This window comes from Flavobacterium humi (genome assembly GCF_004745595.1).
Taxonomy (GTDB): domain Bacteria; phylum Bacteroidota; class Bacteroidia; order Flavobacteriales; family Flavobacteriaceae; genus Flavobacterium; species Flavobacterium humi.
Genome location: NZ_SRLH01000003.1, coordinates 255685 through 282300, shown reverse-complemented (window position 1 = coordinate 282300; position 26616 = coordinate 255685). Strand labels below are relative to the sequence as shown.

Genomic DNA, 26616 nt, shown 5'->3' with positions numbered 1-26616 from the left:
AAATGTTATCAATAAAGAATTTACACGCAAGTATAGAAGATAAGGAAATATTAAAAGGAATCAACCTTGAGGTAAAAGCAGGCGAAGTACACGCAATCATGGGGCCGAACGGTGCCGGGAAAAGTACCTTGTCCTCCATTATCGCCGGGAATGAAAATTACGAAGTGACCCAAGGGGAAATCAATCTTGAAGGAGAAGATATCTCAGAATTGGCTCCGGAGGAAAGAGCGCACAAAGGCGTTTTCCTTTCCTTTCAGTATCCTGTGGAAATCCCTGGGGTTTCGGTAACCAACTTCATGAAAACTTCCATCAACGAAACACGCAAAGCCAACGGCCAGGAAGAAATGCCTGCCAATGAAATGCTTAAACTGATCCGTGAAAAATCGGAATTGTTGGAAATTGACCGTAAATTCCTGTCCCGCTCGCTTAACGAAGGTTTTTCAGGTGGAGAAAAGAAACGCAACGAGATTTTCCAGATGGCGATGCTAAACCCGAAATTAGCCATCCTGGACGAAACGGATTCAGGATTGGATATCGATGCCCTTCGCATCGTGGCCAACGGTGTCAATAAGCTGAAAAGCAAGGACAATGCAGTAATTGTCATTACGCACTATCAGCGTTTGTTGGAGTATATCGTCCCTGATTTCGTGCACGTTTTATACGATGGGAAAATCGTAAAATCGGGTGGGAAAGAGCTGGCCCTTGAACTGGAAGAAAAAGGCTACGACTGGATTAAACAAGAACAAGAAGCATAATATGGAATTGAAAGAAAAATTGATTGCCTCTTTCATGGCTTTTGAAGAAAATGTGGATGTAAACGCTGATTTGCACGACATCAGGACTTCGGCCATTAAAAATTTTGAAACCAAAGGATTCCCGACCAAAAAGGAAGAATCCTGGAAATATACTTCGCTGAACACCATTCTTAAAAATGATTTCAGCGTATTCCCGAAAAAAGACAATGCCATTGAATTCAAGGACGTTAAGAAGTTCTTTTTGAATGATGTAGATACGTATAAGGTGATTTTCATCGATGGGATCTTCAGTTCTTACCTGTCTTCGACAACGCACGACGGGTTGGATGTTTGCCTGATGTCATCGGCTTTGACCAAACCGAAATACAAAATGATTATCGATACTTTCTTTAATCAGGTAGCCAGCAAGGAAGAAAGCCTTACGACGCTGAATACTGCTTTCGCCAATGAAGGGGCTTACATCAATATCCCTAAAAGCAAAGTGGTCGAAAAACCAATCGAGATCATTTATTTTTCAACGGGGAATGAAGCTGCGCTGATGGTCCAGCCGAGAAACCTGATCATTGTGGGTGAAAACGCCCATGTCCAGATCATTGAGCGTCACCAGAGCCTGAACGAGAATCCGGTCCTGACCAATTCGGTAACGGAAATCTTTGCCCAGAAACGTGCCATTGTCGATTATTATAAAATCCAAAATGACCTTCAGTCTTCCAATTTGGTAGACAATACGTATATCGCCCAAAAGCAGGAAAGCCGCGTAGCTGTGCACACTTTTTCTTTCGGAGGGAACATCACCAGGAACAACCTGAATTTCTACCATCAAGGGGAAAGGATCGACAGTACACTTAAAGGAATCACGATTATCGGCGACAAGCAGCATGTGGACCATTATACATTGGTACAGCATGCAACGCCTAACTGCGAAAGCCACCAGAATTACAAAACAATCCTGAACGATAGCTCGACCGGGGTTTTCAACGGGAAGATTTTTGTGGAAAAAGAAGCGCAGAAAACCGATGCTTTCCAGCAGAACAACAATATTTTATTGAGCGACAAAGCCACGATAAACGCCAAGCCGCAATTGGAGATTTTTGCCGATGATGTAAAATGCTCTCACGGATGCACAATCGGGCAATTGGATGAAAACGCCATGTTCTACATGCAACAGCGTGGTATTCCTAAAAAAGAAGCCAAAGCATTGCTGATGTATGCTTTTACAAGCGAAGTGACTTCCAGCATCAAAATACCGGAACTGAAAATCAAGATTGCCAAGATCATCGCCACAAAATTAGGCGTGAATTTAGGATTTGATTTATAAAACAAAACCCGCTACCTGAGTAGCGGGTTTTTTTTATGATAAACAGGTTGTTTTATTTCTTCAAACTTCCCACCACTTCTTTCAAAAATCCATTAAAATCGAAATCCGGCTCTTCCGTGAGCCCCATTCGTACAATAACTAAGTCCTTTGAAGGGAAAATAGCAATCATCTGCCCCTGGTAACCACTGCAGTAAAACATTTCCTTAGGCACATCCGGGAAATAACCGCCGGCATTAAGCCAGAATTGTGCACCATATTGCCCTTTGGAATCGTTTGTAGGCGTAGAAACGTATTTTACCCAGCTTTCGTCCAGGATTTGTTCGCCGTTCCAGTTGCCTTTGTGCAAATACAGCAATCCGAATTTTGCCCAATCGCGTGTTGTGGCCCAACCGTAAGAAGAACCTACGAAGTTGCCCGCCATATCGGTTTCTACCAGCGCGGAATTCATGCCAATTTTATCCAATAGGGAACTGTACCAGAAATCAAGGTATTCCTGATGCGTTTTGAATTGCTGGCGCAAAATGCCCGATAACAGGTTGGTAGTCCCCGAAGAATAGTTCCAATGGGTGTTGGGTTTGAAAGCGGCCGGTTTTTCGATCTGGCATTTCGACATGTCTTCCGCCTGGAAAAGCATTTTGGTTACATCTGAGATTTTGGTGTAATCTTCTTCCCATGCCAACCCCGAATTCATGTGTAGCAAATCATTGGTGGTGATGTTTTTGCGCTGGTCATTTTTCCATTCTGCAACAGGTGCCGGTTTGTTGATGTCGAATTTGCCTTGCTTCTGAAGGATCCCAAAATAAGTGGCCGTGATGCTTTTGGTCATGGACCATCCGAGTATCTTCGATTTTTTCGAAAACCCGTCAGCGTATTTTTCGGCAATGATTTTATCTTTATAAATGACAAGGATCGAACGGGTGCGTCGTTTTTTTTCTCCTTTTTTATCGAAGGCATTGTCTACCGCCGATTGCAGCCTTTTGTAATCAATCGTACTGAAAAGGGTATCCTTGGGTTCGTTATTTCCGTACGGGAAAGGCAAATTGTTCTCTATAATGGTTCTTTTTGGGATGTCATACGGTTTGTTCACATCAAAATTGTCATCAATCAGGACCGCTCCCAGGCCTTCCCGGTAAATGGCCTTCCTGCTTTTCAAACCATACACTGATGCGGATGCGATTTTGGCCGTTTCGTCAATTTCGTTTTTGGCCAAATCGATCATGTCAATATCGTTATCACCCTGCTGGATGGTCTCAAGCGAACGGTTGTCTATAAAATGCCCCGAAGCGATGCTTTTTGAAGAAAACCCGGAAATCAGGTCCAGTTTTGGATACGTTTCAAATCCGTAGTAAAGAATTACGGCCAAAAGCACAAGGGCTATAAAACCAAATATTTTTTTCATGAGTTGTAAAGTTTACCGCAAATTACTAAAAAAAGCTTTTCGTTCTTACAGCCCGATAATTTTACTGAATTTTATTTCTCTTTTAGGTATATTTGTTTGTAAGCGATTGAAAAATGAAACAAGAAGAACTAGTACACAAATTAAGGGAAGAAGAATTTATTTCAGCGGAACAGCTCAGTGATATTGAGGAATACCGTGCCCTCGGCATTTTTTCCCTGCACAACGAACTGCTGTTTTTACTGTATTTGGCAGTATTGCTTTTTACAACAGGAATCGGGATCCTGATTTACAAGAACATAGACAGCATCGGGCATGGTTTTATTTTGGGTGTTTTGTTTTTGGTAACTGCGGCCTGTTTTTATTTTAGTTTTAAAAAATCAAAAGGGTTTTCAAGGGAAGATGTTGATTTTGAAAATCCGGTCTACAATTACCTGGTGCTCGCGGGTACAATCCTGTGCTGCATTTTTATGGGTTATTTTCAGTTCCAGTACCAGGTTTTCGGAGCGAATTACAGTTGGGCAACCTTGGTTTCGGCTTTGTTCGGTTTTGGCGTAGCATATTATTTCAATAATAAAAGTGCGTTGTCCATTGCCATTACGGCTTTGGCAACGACCATAGGAATTTCCCTAACACCGAAGGATATCCTGGAAAATGATATTTATAACAATCCTATGCTTTCTTATTACGGGCTGGCTTTAGGGGTTTTGCTGTTGGTTTGGAATCATTATTCCGGAAAAATGCTTCTAAAAAAACATTTCAGCCTGGTATTCCTGACCTTTGCCCAGCATTTAATTGGCCTTTGCTGCATTGCAGGGCTGACAGAGGATTACTGGTTCGTTTTTGTGTTGTTAATGGCAGCTTCCATGTATTATTTCTACCGGGTTAGTTACCAAACCAAAGCCATTTCCATTTTTACCTTCACGCTGGTGTATGCCTATATCGGTTTTAACATCTTCCTGTTCAGGCTGTTTGATATTGTTGATCTGGATTTGTTCGGGGAATTCATAATCATTATGGCGCCCTTATATTTCATCGGATCGATAGTTGGATTTATCCAATTGATAAAACAATTTAACAAAAAAGCACATGATAGCATACAATAAAGAGCTGTTAGACAATACGTTCCTGTTTAATGAAGCACAGCACTTGAAAAACAGCGGTTTTATACCGAAGAACCAGCTTGATGGAATTGCCGCAAAACGCCCAACACTAAAAAACCACCAGAATATATTGGTCCGGATTGGTTTTTTCCTGCTAGGGTCATTTTTGTATTCTTCCATTGCAGGAGTAGTTTCTTTGATGACGCTTCCTTTTTTGGAAAACCAGTATAAAGCCTTGGTTTTTATATATGCCATTATTGGTATTGTTGCATCTGAATTTTTGGCGGTACAAAATTTTAAAAGCCATGGCTTAGACGATGCTTTTATACTGGGAGCCCAAGGCTGTTTGCTGGGAGCTGTTGGTGTTGCCACAGAAGAACCCGCAGTTGTCTTTGCCACAATGGCCATAGTTGGGCTATTGAGCTGCTTGCGATACGCCCATGCCTTATCTGCGTTGATTGGTTGTATTGGGATAATCGGTTTTTTTGGTAATCTGATTGTTGAGGAAAAAATGATCAACATGTCGTTCCTTCCTTTTGTCATGCTGCTTTTGGCCTTCATTATTTATTTTATTTACTTCAGGTTGATTTCGGTTTCGGCAGTATATTACAAAAACAGCCTTTTGCTTGTACAGGGTTTTGCCTTGGTTTTAGCCTACGCATCTATGAATTATCTTGTGGTACGAGAGCTTTCGGTTGCTTTGATGGATTTGGACCTCGCGCCAGGTTCGGACATTCCGTTTGCTTTTGTATTTTACGGATTCACTTTCCTGATCCCGCTTTTTTATATCTTTTATTCTTTGGCCAAAAAAGACAAACTAATGTTGTACGTGGGTTTGGCAGCTTTAGGCTTTTCCTTTTACACCATCAGGTACTACTATTCGGTTTTGCCGGTTGAAATTGCTTTGATCCTAGGCGGATGCTTATTGTTTGCCATTTCCTATTTTGCCATTTCCAGGTTGAAAAACAACACAAGCGGTATTACTTTTATGCCGGACAGGAACGAAAACAATACCGTTTTGTCCAATATCGAAGTGATAATGGCAAATTCACAGGTAAGTTTAAAAGGAGTTTCGGCCACAGAACAGAAAATGCCTTTCGGCGGCGGAGGATTTAGCGGCGGCGGTTCGGGAGGAACATATTAAGTTTATCAATTCATTAGTATTGTTTTAAGTAAACATAACTTAAATTTGCACTAAATTTTAGAAGTTATGTTTGATGTTCAAAAAATAAGAGCTCAATTTCCAATATTATCACAAACCGTAAACGGAAAGCCTTTAGTCTATTTTGATAATGGTGCGACTTCGCAAAAACCCAAAGTGGTCATTGATGCGATTGAAAAATATTACCAGGAAATAAATGCCAATATCCACCGTGGCGTGCACACTTTAAGCCAGTTGGCTACTGATGCCTATGAAATTTCACGGGCTAAAATACAGGACCACATTAACGCGGAGCACCTTCATGAAGTGATTTTTACTTCGGGGACTACGCACGGGATCAATCTGGTGGCCAACGGATTTGCTTCGATTGTAACCAAAGGCGATGAGGTAATGGTTTCCGCATTGGAACACCACAGCAACATTGTCCCTTGGCAAATGCTTTGCGAAAGGACCGGAGCCAAGCTTGTCGTGATCCCAATGGATGAAAACGGGGAACTGATCCTTTCCGAATTTGACAGGCTGCTTTCCGATAAAACCAGGATTGTTGCCGTAAACCATATTTCAAACGCTTTGGGAATTATCAACCCGATCCGCTACATGATTGATAAAGCGCATCAGGCCGGTGCAGCGATCCTTATTGACGGGGCGCAGGCAACTCCGCATCTAAAACCGGATGTACAAGCCCTGGATTGTGATTTTTATGTGTTTTCAGGGCATAAAATCTGCGGGCCGACCGGAGTTGGGATCCTTTATGGAAAAGAAGCGTGGCTCAATAAACTGCCGCCTTATCAGGGAGGAGGAGAAATGATCAAAGAAGTTACTTTCGAAAAAACAACCTACGCCGAACTGCCGCATAAATTTGAAGCCGGGACGCCTAATATTGCCGGTGGGATCGTGTTGGGAACGGCCATTGATTTTTTGAACGAAGTAGGTTTTGATGCGATTCAAAAGCAGGAAAAGGAACTACTTCAATATGGAACGGCCAAATTATCGGAAATAGAAGGACTCACGATTTACGGCACCGGCGAGAAGACCTCCGTAATTTCTTTTAACATCGAAGGCATCCATCCGTATGACATTGGTACGATTGTTGACAAATTAGGGGTAGCGGTACGAACCGGCCATCATTGCGCACAGCCGATTATGAATTATTTTAATATCCCGGGAACGATAAGAGCAAGTTTTGCGTTTTATAATACCAAGGAAGAAATTGATATATTTGTAGAAGCGGTCCAAAAAGCTAAAATGATGTTATCCTAAAACCCATAAATTATGAAAGCAATTACCTTACTAACGGCCATGATAGTGACTTTTTCAAGTTGCAATTGCCAAAAGAAAGCAGCAGCAGCAAGCAACAATGTAAGCGAAGAAACCGTAATGAAACAGCAAACAGTGCTCCCAACATTGGAATACGAAGCCAACACCCGTGGTTTTTTCAGGAAAATCTCCGTTGCAGACCAGGTGGCCTGGGTAACCAATGTACGGGATGGAAAACCGGAAGAAGTCAAAATAAGCGATGCGGACTGGAAAGAACTGGTTTCGCTTTACAAATCAGTGAACAAGGACGGCCTGGCCAACCTGAAAGCGCCTACTGAAGAACGTTTCCATGATGGTGCGCCGATGGCAAACTTCAGAGTGATCGAAAAAGGGAAAACGTTCGAATCGGTAACCTTCGATGGAGGAGCCCCGCCGGCAGAAATAGCAAAAATCGTAAATAAACTTATCGAAATAGCCGATAAAAAGGAATAAGAATGACTATTAAAGAAATACAGGAAGAAATTGTCGATGAGTTCTCGATGTTTGAAGATTGGGACGAGCGTTTCCAATATGTAATCGATTTAGGAAAAGGACTTCCGCTGATCGAGGAAAAATACAAGACGGAAGAAAATACCATCAAAGGATGCCAATCCAAAGTTTGGGTCCATGCAGAGCAAAAGGACGGGAAAATCATATTTACCGCTGACAGCGACGCCATCATCACCAAAGGGATTATCGCAGTTTTGGTCCGGGCCTTTTCCAACCATTCTCCAGCCGAGATTTTGGAAGCCGACACTCAATTTATAGATGAAATAGGATTAAAAGACCATCTTTCGCCAACCCGTGCCAATGGCTTGGTATCGATGATCAAACAAATAAAAATGTACGCTTTGGCCTTTCAGGCGAAGCAATAATAAAACAATAATGGAAGAATTTAACGATACCATCAATTTAGGAGAAGAAGTAGTAAAGGTTTTGAAAACAATTTACGACCCGGAAATTCCGGTTGATATTTACGAATTGGGATTGATCTACGATGTTTTTGTGAATGAAACGCTGGATGTGAAAATCCTGATGACCCTTACCTCGCCAAATTGCCCTGTGGCCGAAACCCTGCCTAAGGAAGTGGAAGACAAGATCAAGAAAATCGAAACCGTAAAATCCTGCGAAGTGGAAATCACTTTCGATCCGCCGTGGAGCAAGGATTTAATGAGTGAAGAAGCCAAACTGGAACTGGGAATGCTCTAAGGAAATGGAAGAAATTGTAAACAAAGTAGCCAGCAGCGCCCTGGAAGTTTTTGACCTGGAAGATTATTACCAGCCCGGGGCAAGGACTCAGGTGGATATTTCGCAGTGGCTCTATGAAGGTTTTCTTTTGAAGGAAAAAGATTTCCGTGAAGCCCTGAAAAACGAAGATTGGTCCAAATACCAGGATCATTATGTATACCTTCGATGCTCCACGGATGCTATTCTTCCGGCATGGGCCATGATTTTGGTCACTGTCCATTTGGCTCCTTTTGCCAAAAAGATTGTCAAAGGGACAAAAGATGACCTGGAGACTGCCTTGTACCAGGAAGTACTGTCTACCATTGATTATGCGCCTTATAAGGACAAGCCGGTCATCATCAAAGGATGTTCCAAAAAACCGGTTCCTGAAACCGCTTATATCATGGCACTGCAAAAACTGCAGCCTTTTGCCAGGAGCATCATGTACGGGGAAGCCTGTTCGGCGGTACCGCTATTTAAATCGAAAAAGTAAAACAATCTGCCGTATATTTTCATAATTTTGTGAGAATTGTAAACACAAAATGCTATGAAAAAGATCATTTTAGCAGTATCGGTTTTATTTGTTGGCGTGTATTCACAGGCACAGCAAACGGAAAGAGAACTCATAGACAAAACAGCAAAAGCGGCAGCCAAAACCCTGGACACTACCAATATGGGTTGGAAAAAAGCCGGAACGGTTACTTTACTCTTTAACCAATCGGCGTTTAACCACGAATGGCTCGGAGGAGGAACGTCAAACATGGCGGGGAACGTGGGCCTGAATTACGATTTTAACTATAAAACACCTAACATCGTTTGGGACAATAAAATCTTAGTAGCCTATGGTTTGACCAAAGTGAAGGATGCCGAAATGACCAAATCCGACGACAGGCTTGAATTTACCTCGCTTTTAGGGAAAAAGGCAGGAGTCGGTTATTGGTACTACTCCGCTTTTTTCAATATCAGGACCCAGATGGATTCCGGTTTCAAAAAGGAAGATTTTACAAACGATAACGGAACGCCGCTCAATCCCGCAGATGATTTCGCGGACCAGAGAGACGTAAAGATCTCGCATTTTTTTTCTCCTGCTTATTTACAGGCCGGGCCGGGAATGCTTTGGAAGCGGTCTGATAACCTAAAAGTCAATATTGCCCCGGCAACATCCCGCCTTATATATGTCCACAGCCATTTTACAGAGTTTGGACCAGCTTACGGAGTCGAACAAGGGGAAACCACCCGTTTTGAATTTGGGGCCGCTGTAAACGCTTATTACAAGCTCACCCTAATGGAGAATATCTCGATGGAAAATATCCTGAACCTGTATGCTAATTATTTGGATAAACCGCAAAATGTTGATATTGATTACCAAATGAATTTGGTCATGAAAATCAATAAATATATTTCTACGAATTTGGCACTGCAGGCCATTTATGACGACAACGCCATTGGAGCGTTCCAGGTAAGGGAAATATTTGGGTTGGGTGTCAATTACGGTTTTTAAAAAGCTGCCGGAAAACATATGGCATAAAAAACTCCTTCTGTTCAGGAAGGAGTTTTTTTATTGTATTTTTTGAGCAAATCAAACATAGGACAGCGTTTGCATCGCTTTTTTTCTGCTTTTAAATATTTTTCACAACATTTTGACTTGCAGTCTTCAGCAATTTTATGGATTTTAAGAAGCGCTTTTTCATGCTTCTTTTTCTCTTTGCTTTTTTCCTTATTTTTTTCCTTGTTGCCCAAAACAACTGGTTGTTTTAATTTTTGCTTGCCGCTGTAGCGTCTTTGCCGGTCATTTGTTGGATATCCCGGTCGAATAGATACAATCCGCCTTTGTCGTCACCGATCAAATTGATTTTATCCAATATGGTTTTGGCCTGGGCTTCTTCTTCAATCTGTTCGGCCACATACCATTGCAGGAAATTATGCGTGGCGTAATCTTTCTCATCAAAGGTCACATGGACCAGTTCATTAATGGAATTGGAAACAAACAGCTCATGGTTGTACAATTCCTCGAACATTTCTTTCATGGTCCCGAATTTGGTCTTTGGAGCCTTTAAATCGGTTACCACGGCATGCCCGCCGCGCTCATTGATGTATTTTACCAACTTCAGCATGTGCATGCGCTCTTCATCGGACTGCTTGTACATAAATTGTGCAACGCCTTCCAATCCTTGGGTTTCTGCCCAACAAGCCATGGACAGGTACACTTGCGACGATTCGGCTTCAATACGGATTTGCTTGTTTAATACCGATTCAATATTTTTTGATAACATAAGTTGACTTTTTCATAAAGTTACGAAATTTTGCGTAACCTGTATATCTTGTAAAGTTATTTTAGCATGAAACGGCTGTCGGTTTTAACCAATTATCGCCCCGTTTTCTACACCGTCAGTATCCGGATTGACAAATACCAGTTTGCCTTCGGCGGTATTGGTCAGTAATAGCATTCCTTCGCTTTCTACACCACGCAGGGCTCTTGGCGCCAGGTTGGCCAATACTGTTACGCGTTTCCCGATTACTTCTTCCGGTGTAAAATGCTCGGCGATTCCTGAAACAATCGTACGGACATCAATGCCTGTGTCTACCTTCAATACTAGCAGTTTGTTGGCTTTGGGCATTTTCTCGGCTTCGATAATGGTTCCTACACGCAAATCTATTTTAGCGAAATCTTCAAATGTTGAAGTTTCTTTTTGTGGTTCGATCACTTTGTTTTCTGCTTTATTCGCCTCTTTTGTGGCTTCAAGTTTGTTTATTTGCTTTTGGATTTCTTCGTCTTCGATTTTGGCAAAGAGCAATTCCGCTTCACCAATGGTATGCCCCGAAGGGATCAGGTCTGAAGAAGCAGCAATCCCGTTCCAGCCAAACTGGCCGTCAGATTTGAGGATGCGTTTCAGCTTTGCGGCCGTGAAAGGTAAAAAAGGTTCTGCCAAAACACTCAAAGCTGCTGCTATCTGCAAGGCGACATACATTTGAGTCTGTACCCTTTCCGGGTTTTCCTTTACGATTTTCCATGGTTCTTCGTCAGCCAGGTATTTGTTTCCTAAACGGGCTACGTTCATCAATTCGCCCAAGGCTTCCCTAAAACGGTATCGTTCCACCGAACTGGCAATTACGGCCGGGTAGGCTTTTAATTCGTCCAGGGTTTGTTGGTCTACTTCTGAAAATGCATTAGGCTGCGGCACCACGCCTTCGTAATATTTGTTGGTGAGTACCACTACACGGTTGATGAAATTCCCAAAAACCGCTACCAGTTCGTTATTGTTCCGTGCCTGAAAATCTTTCCAGGTAAAGTCATTGTCTTTGGTTTCAGGAGCATTGGCCGTTAACGCATAACGCAAAACATCCTGTTTTTCAGGGAAATCCAATAAATATTCGTGCAGCCAGACCGCCCAGTTTTTGGAGGTGGAAAGTTTATTGCCTTCCAAATTCAGGAATTCATTTGCCGGGACATTGTCGGGCAGTATATAGCTTCCTTCGGCTTTAAGCATGGCCGGAAAGATGATGCAATGGAAAACAATATTGTCTTTTCCGATAAAATGAACCAGTTTTGTGTCCTGGTCTTTCCAGTACGGTTCCCATTCTTTCCCTTCGCGGGCCGCCCATTCTTTGGTTGCAGAAATATACCCAATTGGGGCATCGAACCACACATATAGTTTCTTCCCTTCGGCACCTTCTACCGGGACGTCAATGCCCCAATCAAGGTCACGGGTTACCGCACGGGGTTTCAAACCGTCGTCCAGCCATGATTTTACCTGCCCCAGCACATTCGCTTTCCAATCTTTGGCATGGCCGGTCAAAATCCAGTCCGTTAAGAAATCCTGATAGCGGTCTAAAGGTAAAAACCAGTGTTTGGTTTCTTTCAAAATAGGAGTTTCTCCTGTAATGGTCGATTTGGGATTGATTAAATCCGTAGCATTTAAAGTAGAGCCGCAACGCTCGCATTGATCACCGTAAGCTTCTGGATTTTCACATTTTGGACAGGTACCGGTTACAAAACGGTCTGCTAAAAATTGGTCTGCTTTTGCATCATATAATTGTTCGGTTATTTCTTCAATAAAATCACCGTTATTGTATAGTTTTTTAAAGAATTCAGAAGCCGTATCGTGGTGTATTTTTGCTGAAGTCCTCGAATAATTGTCAAAAGAAATCCCAAAGTCCAGGAACGATTGGCGGATGATGCCATCGTATTTGTCAATAACCTGCTGTGGCGTGATGCCTTCTTTTTTGGCTTTCATCGAAATAGCCACCCCATGCTCGTCGCTTCCGCACATAAACGCCACATCTTTGCCCTGTAGGCGAAGGTAACGGGCATAAATATCGGAAGGAACATACACACCGGCCAGGTGGCCAATATGGATCGGGCCGTTCGTATAAGGCAAAGCAGCAGTAATCGTATATCTTTTTGGATCTTGTAACATAATTCATTTTAATTGAATGCAAAAATAAGCAATAGAATTTTGATTTGGAGCTATTCCCGCTATCCGTTGCAATCTTTTTTTCGGCGAAAAGCCTCAAAAAAGGATTTTCACTGCTATCGGGGCTATGAAATTTGCTGTAAATTACAAAATAAGCGGTATCAGTCGGCTCATAAAAATAACTTTAATACATTTGTTTATCGAATCCAGATTCCAAATGAAAAAAACGATTGGTATTTTATTTTTACTATTTACATTTTCGAACATCCAAGCTCAAAAAAACATGATCACACCTCCAAATCTTAAAAAAGGGGATACTGTCGCTATTGTATCTACCGCCAGAAAAAATATCGACGACAATCTGAAACCGGCTATCGACCTGCTTAAATCATGGGGGCTTGAGGTGAAAATAGGCAGTACGATCGGGCTTGACCTGAACCAGCTTGCCGGAACAGACCAGCAGCGTGCCCAAGATTTTCAAGAGCAGATGGATAACCCGAATATCAAGGCCATCTGGTGTGTGCGGGGCGGTTACGGAACGGTAAGGATGATCGATTTACTCGATTTTACAAAATTCAAACAAAACCCGAAATGGATTATAGGGTTTAGCGATGTGACGGTTTTGCACAGTCATTTAAATACGATGGGTTACAAATCCATCCACGGGATCATGCCCATTAGTGTTGGGAAAGCATCAGTGCAGGCAAAAGAAACCCTGAAGATTTCATTGTTTGGGAATGAAAGGCTGGAATACGAAATAGAACCACATGCCATGAACCGGTTCGGCAAGGCTTCTGGTGAACTGGTAGGCGGGAATTTGTCAATCCTTTACAGTTTGCTGGGTTCTTCTTCAGCCATTGACTGCCATGATAAGATTTTGTTTATCGAAGACCTGGACGAATACCTTTACCACATAGACCGCATGATGATGAACCTCAAACGCAATGGCTGCCTGGAAAGTATCAAAGGAATCGTATTGGGTTCGATGACCAAAATGAAAGACAATGACATTCCTTGGGGAAAGGACGCGCTCCAGATTGTGGATGACGTGACCAAAAAATACAATATCCCGGTCATTTATAATTTCCCGGCAGGGCATATCCAGGACAACCGGGCCATGATTTTCGGGTCGCAGGTTTCCATTGATGTGAGCCCAAATTGCAGCAAAGTCACTTTCCAGCAGTAGCATGGCAGACCACAACGAACTTGGGAAACTAGGAGAAGAACTGGCTGTGGGTTTCCTGCAGCGAGCCGGCTATGATATCCTGCAAACGAATTTTGTTTTCCAGAAAGCCGAAATCGATATCATTGCCCAAAAAGCGGACATTCTTGCCGTGGTTGAGGTAAAAACCCGGTCTTCGCTCGATTTTGGGAATCCGCAGGATTTTGTCAATCCCAAAAAAATCAAACTCCTGGTCAAGGCCATGGATCAATATGTGACGGAAAATAATTTGGATTTTGAGGTTCGTTTCGATATCATTTCGGTACACAAAAACGGTAAAGATTTCATTATTGAGCACTTAGAAGACGCTTTTTATCATTTTTAGCAAAAAACAACTGTTGTTTTATTTGTAACAAATTGTTTTAAATTTATCTTTGCAACAGATTTTAAGTGAAAAAATGAAAACAATCTCATCCGTAGTTGAAAACTACATCAAAACCAAACCGTTTTTACTCAACGCGCTTTCGCAGGGGATTATTAATTTGACTTCTTTGGCCAGGATTATGACTGAAGAATTGGAGCATGAGTTAGGGAAAGATGTCAAACAAGGCGCTATCATTATGGCGCTGAAAAGGCTTTCGGAAGATTTGGATTTTAAAGTAAACCATAAGATCACCAAGGTCTTAAAGAATATTGGCGAAATTACTGTGCGTTCTTCCCTGACGGATTACACTTTCCTGATTTCCGATACGATCCTCAACAAGCAGGCGGACCTGATTTCCGATATCAACATGCATTCGGATATATTTTATACGTCTTCGCGCGGTGTGAATGAAACCAATATCGTCGTAAGTGAAAGCGTGGGCCATTTGGTAGACAAGCATTTTTCGCAGGAAAAACTAATTCAGAAATTACAAAACCTCGCCTCGATAACGGTCAAATTGCCAAAAGAAAATGTCGTTATACCGGGAATCTATTACTTTATTTTCCAACGGCTGGCCTGGGAAGGAATCATTATCAATGAAGTGATTTCCACCTCAAACGAATTTACGATTTTGGTTAGTGACGATGTTGTGGATGTAGCTTTTAAAGTGATTAAAGATTTAAAACATTTGTAAAATCCTATGGAAAAAATATCCGTTATCGTTTTATTGAGCCTTTTGCTGTTTTCCTGCAAAGCTTCGGAAAGAGCCTATACTGAAACAATGAAGGAAGATCTGCAAATAAGGTTTAACAAAGAACAGAAAGCGCTAAAATTCGATATGGCTAGAATCAAGTCTGAAGGAAAAGCATACACGGATTCCATGGATTTGGAAGTTGACCGGATTTTTAAGGAAAACACAGAGGTGGTTAAAAAATATTTTCAAGACTATTCCTTTCCATGGGTGACGGTTAATGGAGAAAAAGCTTCGATTAATTTCTGGACAGTGGTACAACATTCCGATCATGATCCGGCGTTTCAGCAACAGGTTTTAAAAACTATGGAAAAAGGCCTGAAATCGGGCAAAGTATTGCTGAGAAACTATGCTTTTTTGTACGATAGGGTGATGAAAAACACCAACAAAAAACAGCGCTATGGAACCCAGGTGGGATGGGAATCCGGCAAGCCAATGCCTCTTCCGGAACTTCAAAACCCGGAAAAAGTGAATGAATTTAGAAAGGAAATGGGTTTAAACACCCTTGACGAATACTATAAATTCCTGTTGAGCATTTATTAAATCATCCCGATCAATTCCAAAGCTCTTTTAACCGATTTCACATTTTCAAAAGTCAATAACAAGCGCAAGCCGTTCTTGGTTTCCTTTTCTTTCATCCTGCACAGTTGCGGCTGTCTCTGTACAAATTGCAATACCTGGTGGAAACGGTTGGACTGGTAATAATTGCTTTGTTGGTCGGAAATGAAATAACAAACCATTTTTCCTTGTTTGAGGACGAGTTTTTCGATGCCCAGTTTCGAAGCAATCCATTTGATCCGCAAACTGTTGAGCAGGGCAGTAGCCTGTTTCGGTAAAGCGCCAAAACGGTCCGTCAGCTCATTTTCATATTGCTGCAGGCCTTCTTCATCCTTGATAAGGGCCAGCGAATTGTACAAAGCAAGCCTTTCGGTTACGCTGTTAATGTAATCGTCCGGGAAAAGCAACTCGAAATCAGAATCGATCTGGAGGTCTTTTACATATTCTTTTTCTTCACCGGTATCTTCTTCGGCATACAACTCTTTGAATTCATTTTCCTTAAGCTCTTCAATAGCTTCGTTCATGATTTTCTGATAGGTTTCAAAACCAATTTCATTGATAAAACCACTTTGTTCACCACCTAAAAGATCTCCCGCACCACGTATCTCCAGATCTTTCATGGCGATATTAAAACCGCTGCCGAGTTCGCTGAATTGTTCAAGGGCCTGTATGCGTTTGCGGGCATCGTCCGTCATGGCGGAATAAGGAGGCGTGATAAAATAGCAAAAAGCCTTTTTATTGCTTCGTCCTACACGGCCGCGCATCTGGTGCAGGTCCGACAATCCGAAATTATTGGCATTATTGATGAAAATCGTATTGGCGTTCGGGACATCCAGCCCACTTTCGATAATTGTCGTTGCGACCAATACATCAAATTCCCCTTCCATAAAGGAAAGCATCAGCTCTTCGAGTTTTTTGCCATCCATCTGCCCGTGGCCGACACCAATTTTGGCATTGGGAACCAATCGCTGCAGCATTCCGGCAATTTCCTTGATATTTTCGATGCGGTTGTTGATAAAGAATACCTGTCCGCCACGTTCTATTTCAAAGGAAACAGCATCGCGGATCAATTCCTCGTTAAATCCGATAACATGTGTCTCGATTGGATAACGATTGGGCGGCGGTGTGGTAATGACCGATAAATCCCTGGCGGCCATCAACGAAAACTGCAATGTCCTTGGGATTGGGGTTGCGGTCAATGTCAGGGTATCGACATTTTGTGTGATGGTTTTCAGTTTGTCTTTTACGTTTACGCCGAACTTTTGCTCTTCATCGACTATCAGTAATCCTAAATCTTTAAAAACGACATTTTTATTCACCAATTGATGCGTCCCGATCAGGATATCGAGTCTTCCGGATTCCAAATCTTTTAAGGTTTCCGCTTTTTGTTTGGCCGAACGGAAACGGTTTACATACCCGACATTTACAGGCATGTCTTTAAGCCGCTCCTTAAAAGTCCGGTAATGCTGGTAAGCCAAAATGGTCGTAGGAACCAAAACAGCCACCTGTTTCCCGTTATCTACCGCTTTAAAAGCCGCCCGGATAGCCACTTCGGTTTTACCGAAACCAACATCGCCACAAACCAGGCGGTCCATAGGGCGGTCACTTTCCATATCGGCTTTGACTTCCTGTGTTGATTTTAACTGGTCCGGAGTATCTTCGTAAATAAAGGAACTTTCGAGTTCAAGCTGCAAATAACTGTCTGGGGCAAAAGCGAAACCTTTGTCCAAACGGCGTTTGGCATACAATTGAATCAAATTGAAAGCAATATGTTTGACTCTTGCTTTTGTTTTTTGTTTTAAGGCCTTCCAGGCGCCGGAGCCCAGTTTGTAAATTTTAGGTGGCGCGCCGTCTTTTCCGTTGTATTTCGAAATTTTATGAAGTGAATGGATGCTCACATATACAATATCGTTATCGGCATACACCAGTTTTATAGCTTCCTGGGTTTTGCCTTCGACCTGTATTTTCTGTAATCCGCCGAACTTTCCTATTCCGTGGTCAATATGAGTCACATAATCGCCTACAATGAGCGAATTGAGCTCTTTGAGTGTAATGGTCTGTTTTTTCGAATAGCCGTTTTTGATGCTGAATTTATGGTAGCGTTCAAAAATCTGATGGTCGGTATAACAGGCAATCTGGTTTTCTTCGTCTATAAAACCCTGAAAGAGCGGCAATACAATAGTTTCGTATTGTTTGGTCAGGTTTTCGTGGTTTTGCTCGTCCAGGCTTTCAAAAATGTCATGGAAACGCTTGGCCTGCTGCTCGTTGGAACAGCACAGGTAATTTTTATAATGATGTTCCTGGTTGCTCTTAAGGTTGTTCAGCAGCAAATCGAACTGTTTATTGAAGGACGGCTGCGGCTGGGTATGGAATTCAAAGCTTTCAGAAATCTTGAAGGTAGGTTTTGAAGACAATTCAACCACTGCAAAATCCAATGCCTGCTTGAGGAATTCTTTTTGGTTCAGGAATAATTGCGAAGGAGAAGCATGTTTGATGTCTTTGGATAATTTATCGAAGGTTTCTTCCGCTTTGCCAAATAATTTGTCTAGGTTGGAGGCGAGCAAATCTGTATTTTGGATGAAAAGCGTTGTCCGCGGATGGATATAATCCAGGAAGCTTTCCCTGTTTTCCTGTAGTATTTTATTTTCGAAATTTGGAATGATTGTGATTTTCTGTTTTTTCTCAACCGAAAGTTGTGTCGCCACATCAAAGGTCCGGATGCTGTCAACTTCGTTCCCGAAAAACTCAATTCGGTACGGATTGTCATTCGAATACGAAAACACGTCCAGGATACCGCCACGGACCGAAAATTCGCCGGGTTCGGTAATGAAATCGACACGCTTGAATTCGTATTCAAAGAGTACTTCGTTAATAAAATCAATGGAAACCTGTTCTCCTACGGAAATTTTCAGGGTATTTTTCTCGAGTTCCTTTTTGGTCACCACCTTTTCGAAAAGGGCTTCCGGATACGAAACGATAATGGCGGGTTTTTTGCGGGAATTGATCCGGTTGAGGACTTCCGAGCGCAGCAGTACATTCGCGTTTTCGGTTTCTTCTATCTGATAAGGCCTGCGGTAAGAGCTCGGGTAAAACAGCACATCCTTGTTGCCTGTTAGCTGTTCCAGGTCATTTAGGATATAGGCCGCTTCTTCCTTTTCGTTGCACAAAATCAGGAAGGAATGCTCACTTTTTTGGAAAAGGGCATCCACAACAAAAGACAAAGAAGAGCCCGTGAGGCCTTTTACATGGATTTTGTTGTCTCCGTGGATGGCTTGGGCTATGGTGCCCACTTTTGCCTGCCGGCCGTATGTATTGCGGATGATTTCGGTGCTCAATGGAAAATTATTTTAGTATTCCTTCCTCTTTTTGTTCTTCTGGCGCGGTTTGCTGTGCCGGTTGTGACGGGCTGGCCATTCCGTTAATGGAATTCAGCATCTCCTGTTCGCCTTCTTCCCTCTGGATATGGCTCCTGCGGACAATTTCTTCTATCTGGTCCTGAAAAGCATACACTTCCGTATTGAGGTCGGTAATGATGCCCACGATTTTTTTCTCCGGGATCCTGTCAAGGTTGATAAAGGTGTCCAAACTCTTTATTTTGGTGACCAAAGCCATCATCCTGCTTTTGATCTGTGGTTTGTCGATTCTTTGAGGGATGGAAGTATTCATCGCTTCGGCCTGTTTTACCAACACGCTTACTTTTCGCTGGAAAGCGCCAATGGTCCCTTTGGGTTTTTGATTCAGTTCGGAAATGAACAAACGCCATTCCATCCAATTGCCTAACATGGACTGTGCTTCCGGGCTGAGGTTTCTTGGTCCAAAATTCCAGGTTTTGTTGATGGTATTAAAAGCCAGTTCTTTTTCCTTGAGTGCTTTGGTAATTTCTATTTCGTGTATTTTGCTGTCGTCTTTACAGGCCGGGAACAGCAAAGCAATCAAGAGGCAAAGGGTGATGGTATATTTCATGATGTAATCCGATTGAGAATACCGCAAAAGTACTATTTTGTTTTTTTACAGAATCAAAAGTGTTAAAGTTCTTAAGAATTTGTCGGTTATTTAATTTGTGAAAAGAGTATCTTTGTGCAACAACATTTACATAAGATGAGCACAAAAATATTGATAATAGGGGCTTGCGGACAAATTGGTACCGAATTGACCCAAAAATTAAGAGCTGTTTACGGTACGGACAATGTTATTGCTTCCGACATCAGGAAACTGGATAACGATGTGGTAAACGACGGGATTTTTGAAGTGGTAAACGCTTTGGATTACAACCAGATCGAGAACCTGATCGAAAAATACCATATTACTGATGTATACCTGATGGCGGCTTTGCTTTCGGCTACGGCAGAAAAAAACCCGGCTTTTGCCTGGGATTTGAATATGAACTCGCTTTTCCATGTGTTGAACCTGGCCAAAGCAGGGAAGATTAAAAAAATATTCTGGCCATCGAGCATCGCGGTTTTCGGGCCGACAACGCCTCGGGAAAATACACCGCAATATACGGTTATGGAACCTTCTACCGTGTATGGGATCAGTAAGCAGTCTGGGGAGAGATGGTGCGAATATTATAACAAACAGTATGGTGTGGATGTGAGGAGCATCCGTTATCCGGGGCTTATTTCCTGGACATCGCCACCGGGCGGAGGAACTACGGATTATGCGGTTGATATTTATTACAAAGCACTTGAGGACAAGAAATTTACCTGTTTCCTTTCTGAAAATACCGCGTTGCCAATGATGTACATGGACGATGCCATCAAAGCAACGGTTAGCATCATGCAGGCTCCGGCCGAAAAGATCAAAGTGCGCAGTTCCTACAATTTATCGGCGATTAGTTTTACACCGAAGGAAATTGCAGCATCCATCCAAAAGCATATCCCGGAATTTACCATTGATTATGCTCCGGATTTCCGTCAGAAGATTGCGGACAGCTGGCCGGCAAGCATTGATGATACTGTGGCAAGAGAGGATTGGGGCTGGAAGAATGATTTCGATATGGAAAAGATGACTTCGGTAATGCTGGAGAACCTTTCCAAGAAATAATATTCAAAAATAAAGGATCTTTTTCCTGAGATAAAAGCTGTAGCGTTTGGTTACAGCTTTTTTTTATGGAAAAACAAACTAAAATATTTGTAGGAATTTTTTTATGATTTTTGTTAAAAGTTGAAAGGGATTAATTAATTTTAACCTTTTAAAAAAAATAAAAACCATGAAATCAATTTCAGAAAGAGGGTTGGGGCCCCGCATCGGAAATGCCGAAAAATTAGTCACTGCTTTGGAATCTTTTGTAAACTATCTGCCGCAAAGGCCGGAATTCAGTATTGAATCACTACGAATATTTATCAACCAGATCAAGGATGAAAACGAAGCGGTCGCTTCTAAAAAGCAACAGTATTCGCTTTCGGTGGAAGCAAGGAGGCTGTTGTTCGAGAAAAACCTTTTCTCAATAAGGAAAGTGCTCACGCATATCAATGCGACCGTAAAAGCCGGTTATGGCAGGGATGCGAAGGAAGCTACGGATGTCGGGGCAATCATTGCCAAAATAAGAGGGGCAGAGCCGAAGGCCAAAACTTCTGCCGAGGAGGAAAGCGTAAGCCAGTCGCACCGGTCGTTTGCGGCGACGGTTCAGTATTTTTCGGATTTAATTGCCAGCCTGAACCATTTTGGCACTAATTACAATCCTTCGAACGGGTTGCTATCTGTGCAGAGCCTTAAAGGATTGCATGCTCAGGCGGAAGCGGCAAACAATCAGGTGATGGCGGCTTTTTCGCAACTCAAGCAAATGAATGACAACAGGATGGATAGTTACGATCATTTTTCGCAGATGGCCATCCGGGTGAAAGATGGCGTGAAGGCGCAGTATGGCATGGGATCTACCGAATATAGGATGATAAAGGGGCTTGTTATTTAAAACCTTGGGTCAGGATGGTTTAGGATAGTGCCTGTGCAAACGGTACACGAGGCTATGCAAACGATACATGAGGCTATGCAAATGATACATGAGGCTATGCAAACGATACATGAGGCTGTGCAAACGATACATAAGGCTGTGCAAATGATACATGAGGCTATGCAAACGATACATGAGGCTGTGCAAACGATACATAAGGCTGTGCAAACACTACACAAGGCTGTGCAAAAACGATAAGACATCTAAAAGAAAAAGCCCTCCTGTTGGTACAAGAGGGCTTCTTTTATGAAGATAACACTATTTAGTTTACTGTGATGTCATCAATTTGCATAGTAGTGGTTACACCACCGTTACCATTTCCTTTGTATTCGAAAATAAAGTAACCGTTTCCTGTTAGTGAAGACGGGATTGGATATACACCGCTGCTTGTAAAGCTGGTTGCATAAGCACTTGCCGGTCCTGCAGGAATAACAAAGTTAGAGGTAATATCTACTAAAGTAGCATTGTTGATATTAGATCCCGGAACGTAGTTCATGGAATAATATACTTTTAGGCATGGGCCATTGTCAAAACCTGCTTCTGTTTTGAAGGAGAAGTTATTGGCTGCGGTCATGTCTACAGGAACGATGAACAAAGATCTGTTCGCTTCAGGTGTTCCTCCGAAAGAAGACATCTGGATGTATTTGTTCCCACTGAATGTTTTTACCTGCCAGTACCTGCTTCCTACAGCTGCATCGTTGATGTATTTAGGGAATACCTGCTGGTTTGATGTTGTGTAAGAAGTGAAAGGCTCTGAAAAAGCACCTGTATACACAAGGGCAGAACCTCCGATTGGTGCAAATAAATCAGCTCTTGGGCCAGTTAGGTTAATGTCACTTTCATAACGTACCATAAACTGGAAAGTAGTTTGGTATTTTGTAATAACCCCTCTGATTTTACCGCTTCCGGAAGGTACCATGTTTCCTGAGAAAGGAGCAAAGCTGCTAAAACGGATGACCTGGCTTGCACCGCCTGTTGTAGCAATTACGGAATGATTGGTTGAACCACCGCCTGAATCTACATCATAATAAGTCCTGCCTAGGGAACCTTCTCCGAATTGTACCGGATCCAATTCAACCAAAGTGTTTTGGTTGGCATCTGTAAAAGCGGCCGCCATAGTCATTGGTCTTACAAAAGAATCTTCGCTTACTTTGGTAGCTGATGGGAACAAATGGTTTCTCCATACGTTTACCGGGATCCTTCCGATGGTTCCTTCAAATAATGAACCGATTTGCAGGGAACCGTATACTTTGGCAACATACAATCCTTTTAGTTTGATATACACTTTTCTTCCTGGTGAAAATCCTTCTCCATAAAGAGTATTGTCATCGATAGGCACACTGAACCCGATAGGAGCTGTGGCGTCTGTTGGGATGGTCTGGAATGAAACGGATTTGTAAAAGTTTCCTTTTTCATCGCTTGAAGTTACATAGGCTTCAATGATATCATCGCCGGCATACTGAACTACGGCAGCAGTTGCACCGTCATTAATTTGTTTTACTGTTTTTGTTGGTGTAAGATCAGCAGAAAATACGATTTCAGGACTATCATACTGGTCATCATTTACACAACTTGTAAAAATACCGGCAATTACTGAAAATAACAGCGCGGATTTTAAAAATATATTTTTCATAAATTGGGGTCGTTTAGTTAAAAACTTTTACATTATCAATTTGATAGCCTCCGTCAAGAGCTGTATTTGTACCAGATCCTTTCACTTTAAAAGCGATATATGCTTTTCCTGTATAACCTGATAAATCAATTACACCTGATTTGATCCATGCAAAATAAGCGCTTGATGTAGTAGGCAAAGTTGCGTTTAAATGCTGCCATGTTGCCGTAGTTACATTGGTACCGTCAAAATCCGTAGAGATCAACGCTTCAAGAGAGTTAGATGCAGAAGAAACATAACTTTGAGAAGCCTCGAAAGTCAGTTTTTCACCTTCCTGCTTGTCTAAATCAATTTGAGGAGAAATCAACCAGCCTACATTTACCAATTCACCGGACTGGTAAGAAGTAAATTCAGCATATGCATTGTGCTGGTATTCCTGGTATTTGTATTTTGCTGTTCCTGTTTCGGCTATATTGATCCAGCCTGGGACACCAAGTGTTGTATTGTCTACAAACCCTCTTGCAAAATCTTCGTTTACGATTAATGGCTTTAATTCCGGAGTTTTGATATCATCTTCTGGAGAGCAACTGTTAAAAACCAAACCGGAAACCATCATCCCTACCATAAGTATTATTCTAGATGTTTTCATAACAATATTTTTTAGAAATTAATGTATAAGTTAACAAAGTACGTTCTTCCGTTTCCGTAGAAATATTTCGGGCCAAAAGCAGGTGTACCGCTTGAAACGTCTTGGTTTAACTCTCTGAAATTCGCATTTCTTGCTTGTTCGAAACCACCTGTTTTGTATTTGGTATCCAAAACATTGTTTATAGAAGCAAAGATACCAAATGTTTGGTTTCCAACCTTCCATGATTTACCTCCAGTTAGGTTTACCAGGTAGAATTCGTCGAATTTCTGTTGTTTTAAAAGCTCAGAAGCTCTTTCTTGTGTAGCTTCAGGGAAAGGATCACCGTTAGCATCCATAGGATTTTTGAAGAAGTTGTCTGTTCTTAACAAAGCAGAAACATCCATGTAGTTGTCTGCCAGGTAATTTCCATTGGCACCAATCCACCAGAAGTGTGGGTCTCTGTACTCTATCCCGAAAGAAGCCGCCGTTTGAGGACCTCCTGATTGTCTGTATCCTTTTAATTTTGCCGTACCGAAATCAACAACAGGGTTAGTGTTTGTTGGTGAAGCAAGGTTGTCATTGTTTAAGGAAACGTTCGGGTTGTTGTTGTATGTATGCTCGCCGTAAGCAGCATTCGCAGTCAATTTGATTGTTGTTGTAAGCTGGTATTCGATACCTAATTCCGCTCCGATGTTTTGTTTTTCGATATTTGTAACAGTTTCAGCTACGAAAGCATCACCACCATCACTAGTCTCATCGTCAAAAATACCTTCACCGAAGAAGAAAGAAGTTTCAGTAGCATGCTTAACATTAGAATAGTAAGCTGTTAGCCTTGTTTTCAATTTTGGCGCTCTTACGATATAACTTGCATCAAGGCTAGTTACGTTTTCGCTGTCCAATTCAAGGGCATTGTTGTTTAAACGGGCATTCGGGAATACATTTCGCAAAGCAGGTGCTTTAGTCATATAAGCCCCGTTGAATGTCAATAAATGCCTTCCTGTCAATTTGTAAGTCAAGCCTCCTTTGAAACCGAAGTTTTCGTAGATATGCTTGTCTCCTTTACCGAAAGAATTGGTTGGGTAGATTCCGTTTTTGTATAAACCTTCTCTTTGGTATTCGTTACGGGCAAATGTTTGTGCCAAATAGAAATCAGCTTTTTTGTACGTGAATTTGAATTGTGTGAACGCATCAAAAGTAGTGGCAAGCAAGTTGTAGTTGTACCCGAAAGTATCGCCTTCAACCACATTCCTCTTTGGGAAGTTCAAGTCAGACTGTTGTTCTGAACCGTCTTGGAAATTATCGTAATCTTCGAAATATTTACCTCCTAAAAGATCCAATAAATTCTGGAAATTGTGTGATTTCAACTTTTTGAAAGTAGCACCACCGTTCATAGTGATGTTGTCTGCAAGCTGAGAGTTCAATACTGTATTGGCAGTCCATAATTTGTCATCTGTACGGTCTTCGTATAAAATGTAAACACTGTTCCCGTCGTGGGTTTCGCTGTTTGTTTTGTAAAGAAAATCCCAGTCCAGTTGTCTGTTCGTTAAAAACTTCGCATCATTTGCTAAGGCAATGTTTTCCGGGGTATCTCCCTGCCAGTCTGAATAATCGTCAATATTATATCTGGAAGTATAATAACTTGGTAGATTTCCATAATATGTAGGGTCCGGGTTACGGGCACCTTGGTAATCTATACGGCTGTTCCCGATTTGACCCGTCTGATACATTACATTAGTATTCAAGTTCGTCTTATCGTTTATTTTCCAATAGTGGCCCAGCATCAAGATAGGCTCTTCCACATCTTTATCACGTGAATTCCTTTTCTTGCCATCTTGCCATCCCCAGTATGAATTGTATTTTACACCGGCAATCCGTGTTACCTCGTCAGTGTTCGGAGAACTTTTACCACGGCTGTTTTGCGCGTAAATAGAAGTAAAGTTTAACGAGTGGTGGTCATTTATTTTTTTCTCGACACTTGCAAAAAGTGAATTGGCGCTGTAATCTGTACCTTCAAAATAAGCTTCTTTTGCCCAACGTCTTCCCGCTGAAATTACAAAAGCCCAACCGTCTTTATTCATTCCTGAAGCATGGGTTCCCATAACTCTCCAGTTGTAATTCGTATTTGTACCTGAGAATGAAATCCTCGAACCTGGTCTGTATATGGAAGCTCTTGTATTGATTTCCTGAGTTCCCAAAATTCCACCAAATGTATAATCTGAAGGAGAAGAACCCATTGTAAATTCCTGGTTACGAGTAGCGTCATTTAAACCACCCCAGTTACTCCATTGCGGTCTTCCGTCATAAATCTTGTTCATTGTAACACCATTTATCATGGTCGTTCCGTATTCATTATCCAATCCACGGATCCTGAAACGTGCCTGGCCCCAGTTGAAAGCTGCTGCTTGCTGGAACGAATCCCTAGAAGCCTGCAATAGGCCTGAAGTACTTTCCGAACCACTGTTGTCATCACCTAAATCATTTTCAGTAATGGTAATCAAACTTAATTGCTGCTCGGATGATTGGTCTTCTTCAAGGGCCAAAACGCCTAAATCGATCATCTGGCCGGTAAAGATCTCAACCGGAAGCATTTGATCTTTGTAACCAACACTCTTAATTTGCAATAACTGACTGCCTTTTGCCACTTCAGTGAACAGAAATACACCTCTAGCATCTGTAAGCTGCGTGAAATTCGTGTTTAGAATAGAAGCAACGACATTTTGTAATGGCTTTTGAGTCTTGGCGTCTACAACTCTACCGGTAATCCCTGTCGGTTGCTGAGCAAAAGCTAAAAAAGCCTGTAATACAAATAATGTACTAATAACAAGTTTTTTCATAAATTAAAATAAAGTTAAATCCCTT

General features: G+C 41.9%; 24 protein-coding genes. 16 read left to right on the top strand and 8 right to left on the bottom strand.

What is annotated here, in order from left to right:
- The first annotated feature begins 2 nt into the window (after nt 1-2).
- Together sufC and sufD are read left to right on the top strand one after the other, a co-directional pair.
- Nucleotides 3-755: a Fe-S cluster assembly ATPase SufC gene (sufC, locus tag E4635_RS06595; protein WP_135525837.1), complete on the top strand. Its 753-nt coding sequence runs from the start codon at nt 3-5 to the stop codon at nt 753-755.
- Between the two features lies 1 nt (nt 756).
- Nucleotides 757-2073 (top strand): Fe-S cluster assembly protein SufD, encoded by a 1317-nt coding sequence (gene sufD, locus E4635_RS06590; protein ID WP_135525836.1) that lies wholly within the window; start codon nt 757-759, stop codon nt 2071-2073.
- Nucleotides 2074-2125: 52 nt separating this feature from the next.
- Here the strand turns inward: sufD and E4635_RS06585 are convergent, their stop codons facing one another.
- Entirely contained in the window at nt 2126-3472 is a 1347-nt protein-coding gene (locus E4635_RS06585) for a serine hydrolase domain-containing protein (protein WP_135525835.1), read from the bottom strand.
- A gap of 113 nt (nt 3473-3585) precedes the next feature.
- On the opposite strand from E4635_RS06585, the gene E4635_RS06580 reads away from it, so the two are divergent.
- The 8 genes from E4635_RS06580 to E4635_RS06545 all read left to right on the top strand — a co-directional run bounded on the left by E4635_RS06580 (nt 3586) and on the right by E4635_RS06545 (nt 9758).
- On the top strand, nt 3586-4575 hold the full coding sequence (locus E4635_RS06580; protein ID WP_135525834.1) for a DUF2157 domain-containing protein: 990 nt from the start codon (nt 3586-3588) through the stop codon (nt 4573-4575).
- Nucleotides 4559-5716 carry a hypothetical protein gene (locus E4635_RS06575; protein ID WP_135525833.1) on the top strand — a complete coding sequence of 386 codons (1158 nt, stop codon included), beginning with the start codon at nt 4559-4561 and terminating at the stop codon, nt 5714-5716. Before E4635_RS06580 ends, E4635_RS06575 begins: the two co-directional genes overlap by 17 nt.
- 66 nt (nt 5717-5782) lie before the next feature.
- Complete coding sequence (locus tag E4635_RS06570) at nt 5783-6994, top strand: aminotransferase class V-fold PLP-dependent enzyme (RefSeq protein WP_135525832.1); 1212 nt, start codon at nt 5783-5785, stop codon at nt 6992-6994.
- Between the two features lie 12 nt (nt 6995-7006).
- Nucleotides 7007-7483 (top strand): hypothetical protein, encoded by a 477-nt coding sequence (locus tag E4635_RS06565; protein WP_135525831.1) that lies wholly within the window; start codon nt 7007-7009, stop codon nt 7481-7483.
- Nucleotides 7484-7485: 2 nt separating this feature from the next.
- The gene (locus tag E4635_RS06560) at nt 7486-7905 is read left to right on the top strand and encodes a SufE family protein (protein WP_135525830.1); all 420 of its coding nucleotides are present in this window, start codon (nt 7486-7488) and stop codon (nt 7903-7905) included.
- Between the two features lie 10 nt (nt 7906-7915).
- On the top strand, nt 7916-8239 hold the full coding sequence (locus tag E4635_RS06555; protein WP_135525829.1) for an SUF system Fe-S cluster assembly protein: 324 nt from the start codon (nt 7916-7918) through the stop codon (nt 8237-8239).
- 4 nt (nt 8240-8243) lie between these two features.
- Entirely contained in the window at nt 8244-8750 is a 507-nt protein-coding gene (locus E4635_RS06550) for a DUF2480 family protein (RefSeq protein ID WP_135525828.1), read from the top strand.
- Nucleotides 8751-8804: 54 nt separating this feature from the next.
- Nucleotides 8805-9758, top strand: coding sequence for a DUF3078 domain-containing protein (locus E4635_RS06545; protein ID WP_135525827.1), 954 nt, complete (start codon nt 8805-8807; stop codon nt 9756-9758).
- Nucleotides 9759-10011: 253 nt separating this feature from the next.
- On the opposite strand, the gene E4635_RS06535 is transcribed toward E4635_RS06545, so the two are convergent.
- Nucleotides 10012-10530: a ferritin gene (locus E4635_RS06535; protein WP_135525825.1), complete on the bottom strand. Its 519-nt coding sequence runs from the start codon at nt 10528-10530 to the stop codon at nt 10012-10014.
- An 84-nt stretch (nt 10531-10614) separates the two neighbouring features.
- Nucleotides 10615-12675: a methionine--tRNA ligase gene (metG, locus tag E4635_RS06530; protein ID WP_135525824.1), complete on the bottom strand. Its 2061-nt coding sequence runs from the start codon at nt 12673-12675 to the stop codon at nt 10615-10617.
- 280 nt (nt 12676-12955) lie between these two features.
- Here metG and E4635_RS06525 point away from each other — a divergent pair, with 280 nt between their 5' ends.
- The 4 genes from E4635_RS06525 (at nt 12956) to E4635_RS06510 (ending at nt 15552) form a co-directional block, all read left to right on the top strand.
- Nucleotides 12956-13858 (top strand): S66 peptidase family protein, encoded by a 903-nt coding sequence (locus tag E4635_RS06525; RefSeq protein ID WP_246020712.1) that lies wholly within the window; start codon nt 12956-12958, stop codon nt 13856-13858.
- 1 nt (nt 13859) lies between these two features.
- A complete protein-coding gene (locus E4635_RS06520) occupies nt 13860-14219 on the top strand; it encodes a YraN family protein (protein ID WP_135525822.1) in 360 nt (119 codons plus the stop codon).
- Between the two features lie 73 nt (nt 14220-14292).
- Complete coding sequence (locus E4635_RS06515) at nt 14293-14952, top strand: aspartate kinase (RefSeq protein ID WP_135525821.1); 660 nt, start codon at nt 14293-14295, stop codon at nt 14950-14952.
- 6 nt (nt 14953-14958) lie between these two features.
- The gene (locus E4635_RS06510) at nt 14959-15552 is read left to right on the top strand and encodes a DUF6624 domain-containing protein (RefSeq protein ID WP_135525820.1); all 594 of its coding nucleotides are present in this window, start codon (nt 14959-14961) and stop codon (nt 15550-15552) included.
- Here the strand turns inward: E4635_RS06510 and mfd are convergent.
- Entirely contained in the window at nt 15549-18857 is a 3309-nt protein-coding gene (gene mfd / locus E4635_RS06505) for a transcription-repair coupling factor (RefSeq protein ID WP_246020720.1), read from the bottom strand. The genes E4635_RS06510 and mfd overlap by 4 nt on opposite strands.
- A 52-nt stretch (nt 18858-18909) precedes the next feature.
- Nucleotides 18910-19530, bottom strand: a complete 621-nt coding sequence (locus E4635_RS06500) for a hypothetical protein (RefSeq protein ID WP_211518739.1) — start codon at nt 19528-19530, stop codon at nt 18910-18912.
- A gap of 135 nt (nt 19531-19665) precedes the next feature.
- Between E4635_RS06500 and E4635_RS06495 the strand changes: the two genes are divergently transcribed.
- Together E4635_RS06495 and E4635_RS06490 are read left to right on the top strand one after the other, a co-directional pair.
- Nucleotides 19666-20610 (top strand): L-threonine 3-dehydrogenase, encoded by a 945-nt coding sequence (locus E4635_RS06495; protein ID WP_135525818.1) that lies wholly within the window; start codon nt 19666-19668, stop codon nt 20608-20610.
- Between the two features lie 166 nt (nt 20611-20776).
- Nucleotides 20777-21478 carry a hypothetical protein gene (locus E4635_RS06490; protein ID WP_135525817.1) on the top strand — a complete coding sequence of 234 codons (702 nt, stop codon included), beginning with the start codon at nt 20777-20779 and terminating at the stop codon, nt 21476-21478.
- Nucleotides 21479-21779: 301 nt separating this feature from the next.
- Here the strand turns inward: E4635_RS06490 and E4635_RS06485 are convergent, their stop codons facing one another.
- From E4635_RS06485 to E4635_RS06475, 3 genes are read right to left on the bottom strand one after another with little or no spacing between them, the layout of a single operon-like run.
- Nucleotides 21780-23150: a DUF5689 domain-containing protein gene (locus tag E4635_RS06485; protein ID WP_135525816.1), complete on the bottom strand. Its 1371-nt coding sequence runs from the start codon at nt 23148-23150 to the stop codon at nt 21780-21782.
- A gap of 13 nt (nt 23151-23163) precedes the next feature.
- Nucleotides 23164-23778: a choice-of-anchor J domain-containing protein gene (locus E4635_RS06480; RefSeq protein WP_135525815.1), complete on the bottom strand. Its 615-nt coding sequence runs from the start codon at nt 23776-23778 to the stop codon at nt 23164-23166.
- A gap of 11 nt (nt 23779-23789) precedes the next feature.
- A complete protein-coding gene (locus E4635_RS06475) occupies nt 23790-26591 on the bottom strand; it encodes a carboxypeptidase-like regulatory domain-containing protein (protein ID WP_135525814.1) in 2802 nt (933 codons plus the stop codon).
- Nucleotides 26592-26616: the final 25 nt, after the last annotated feature.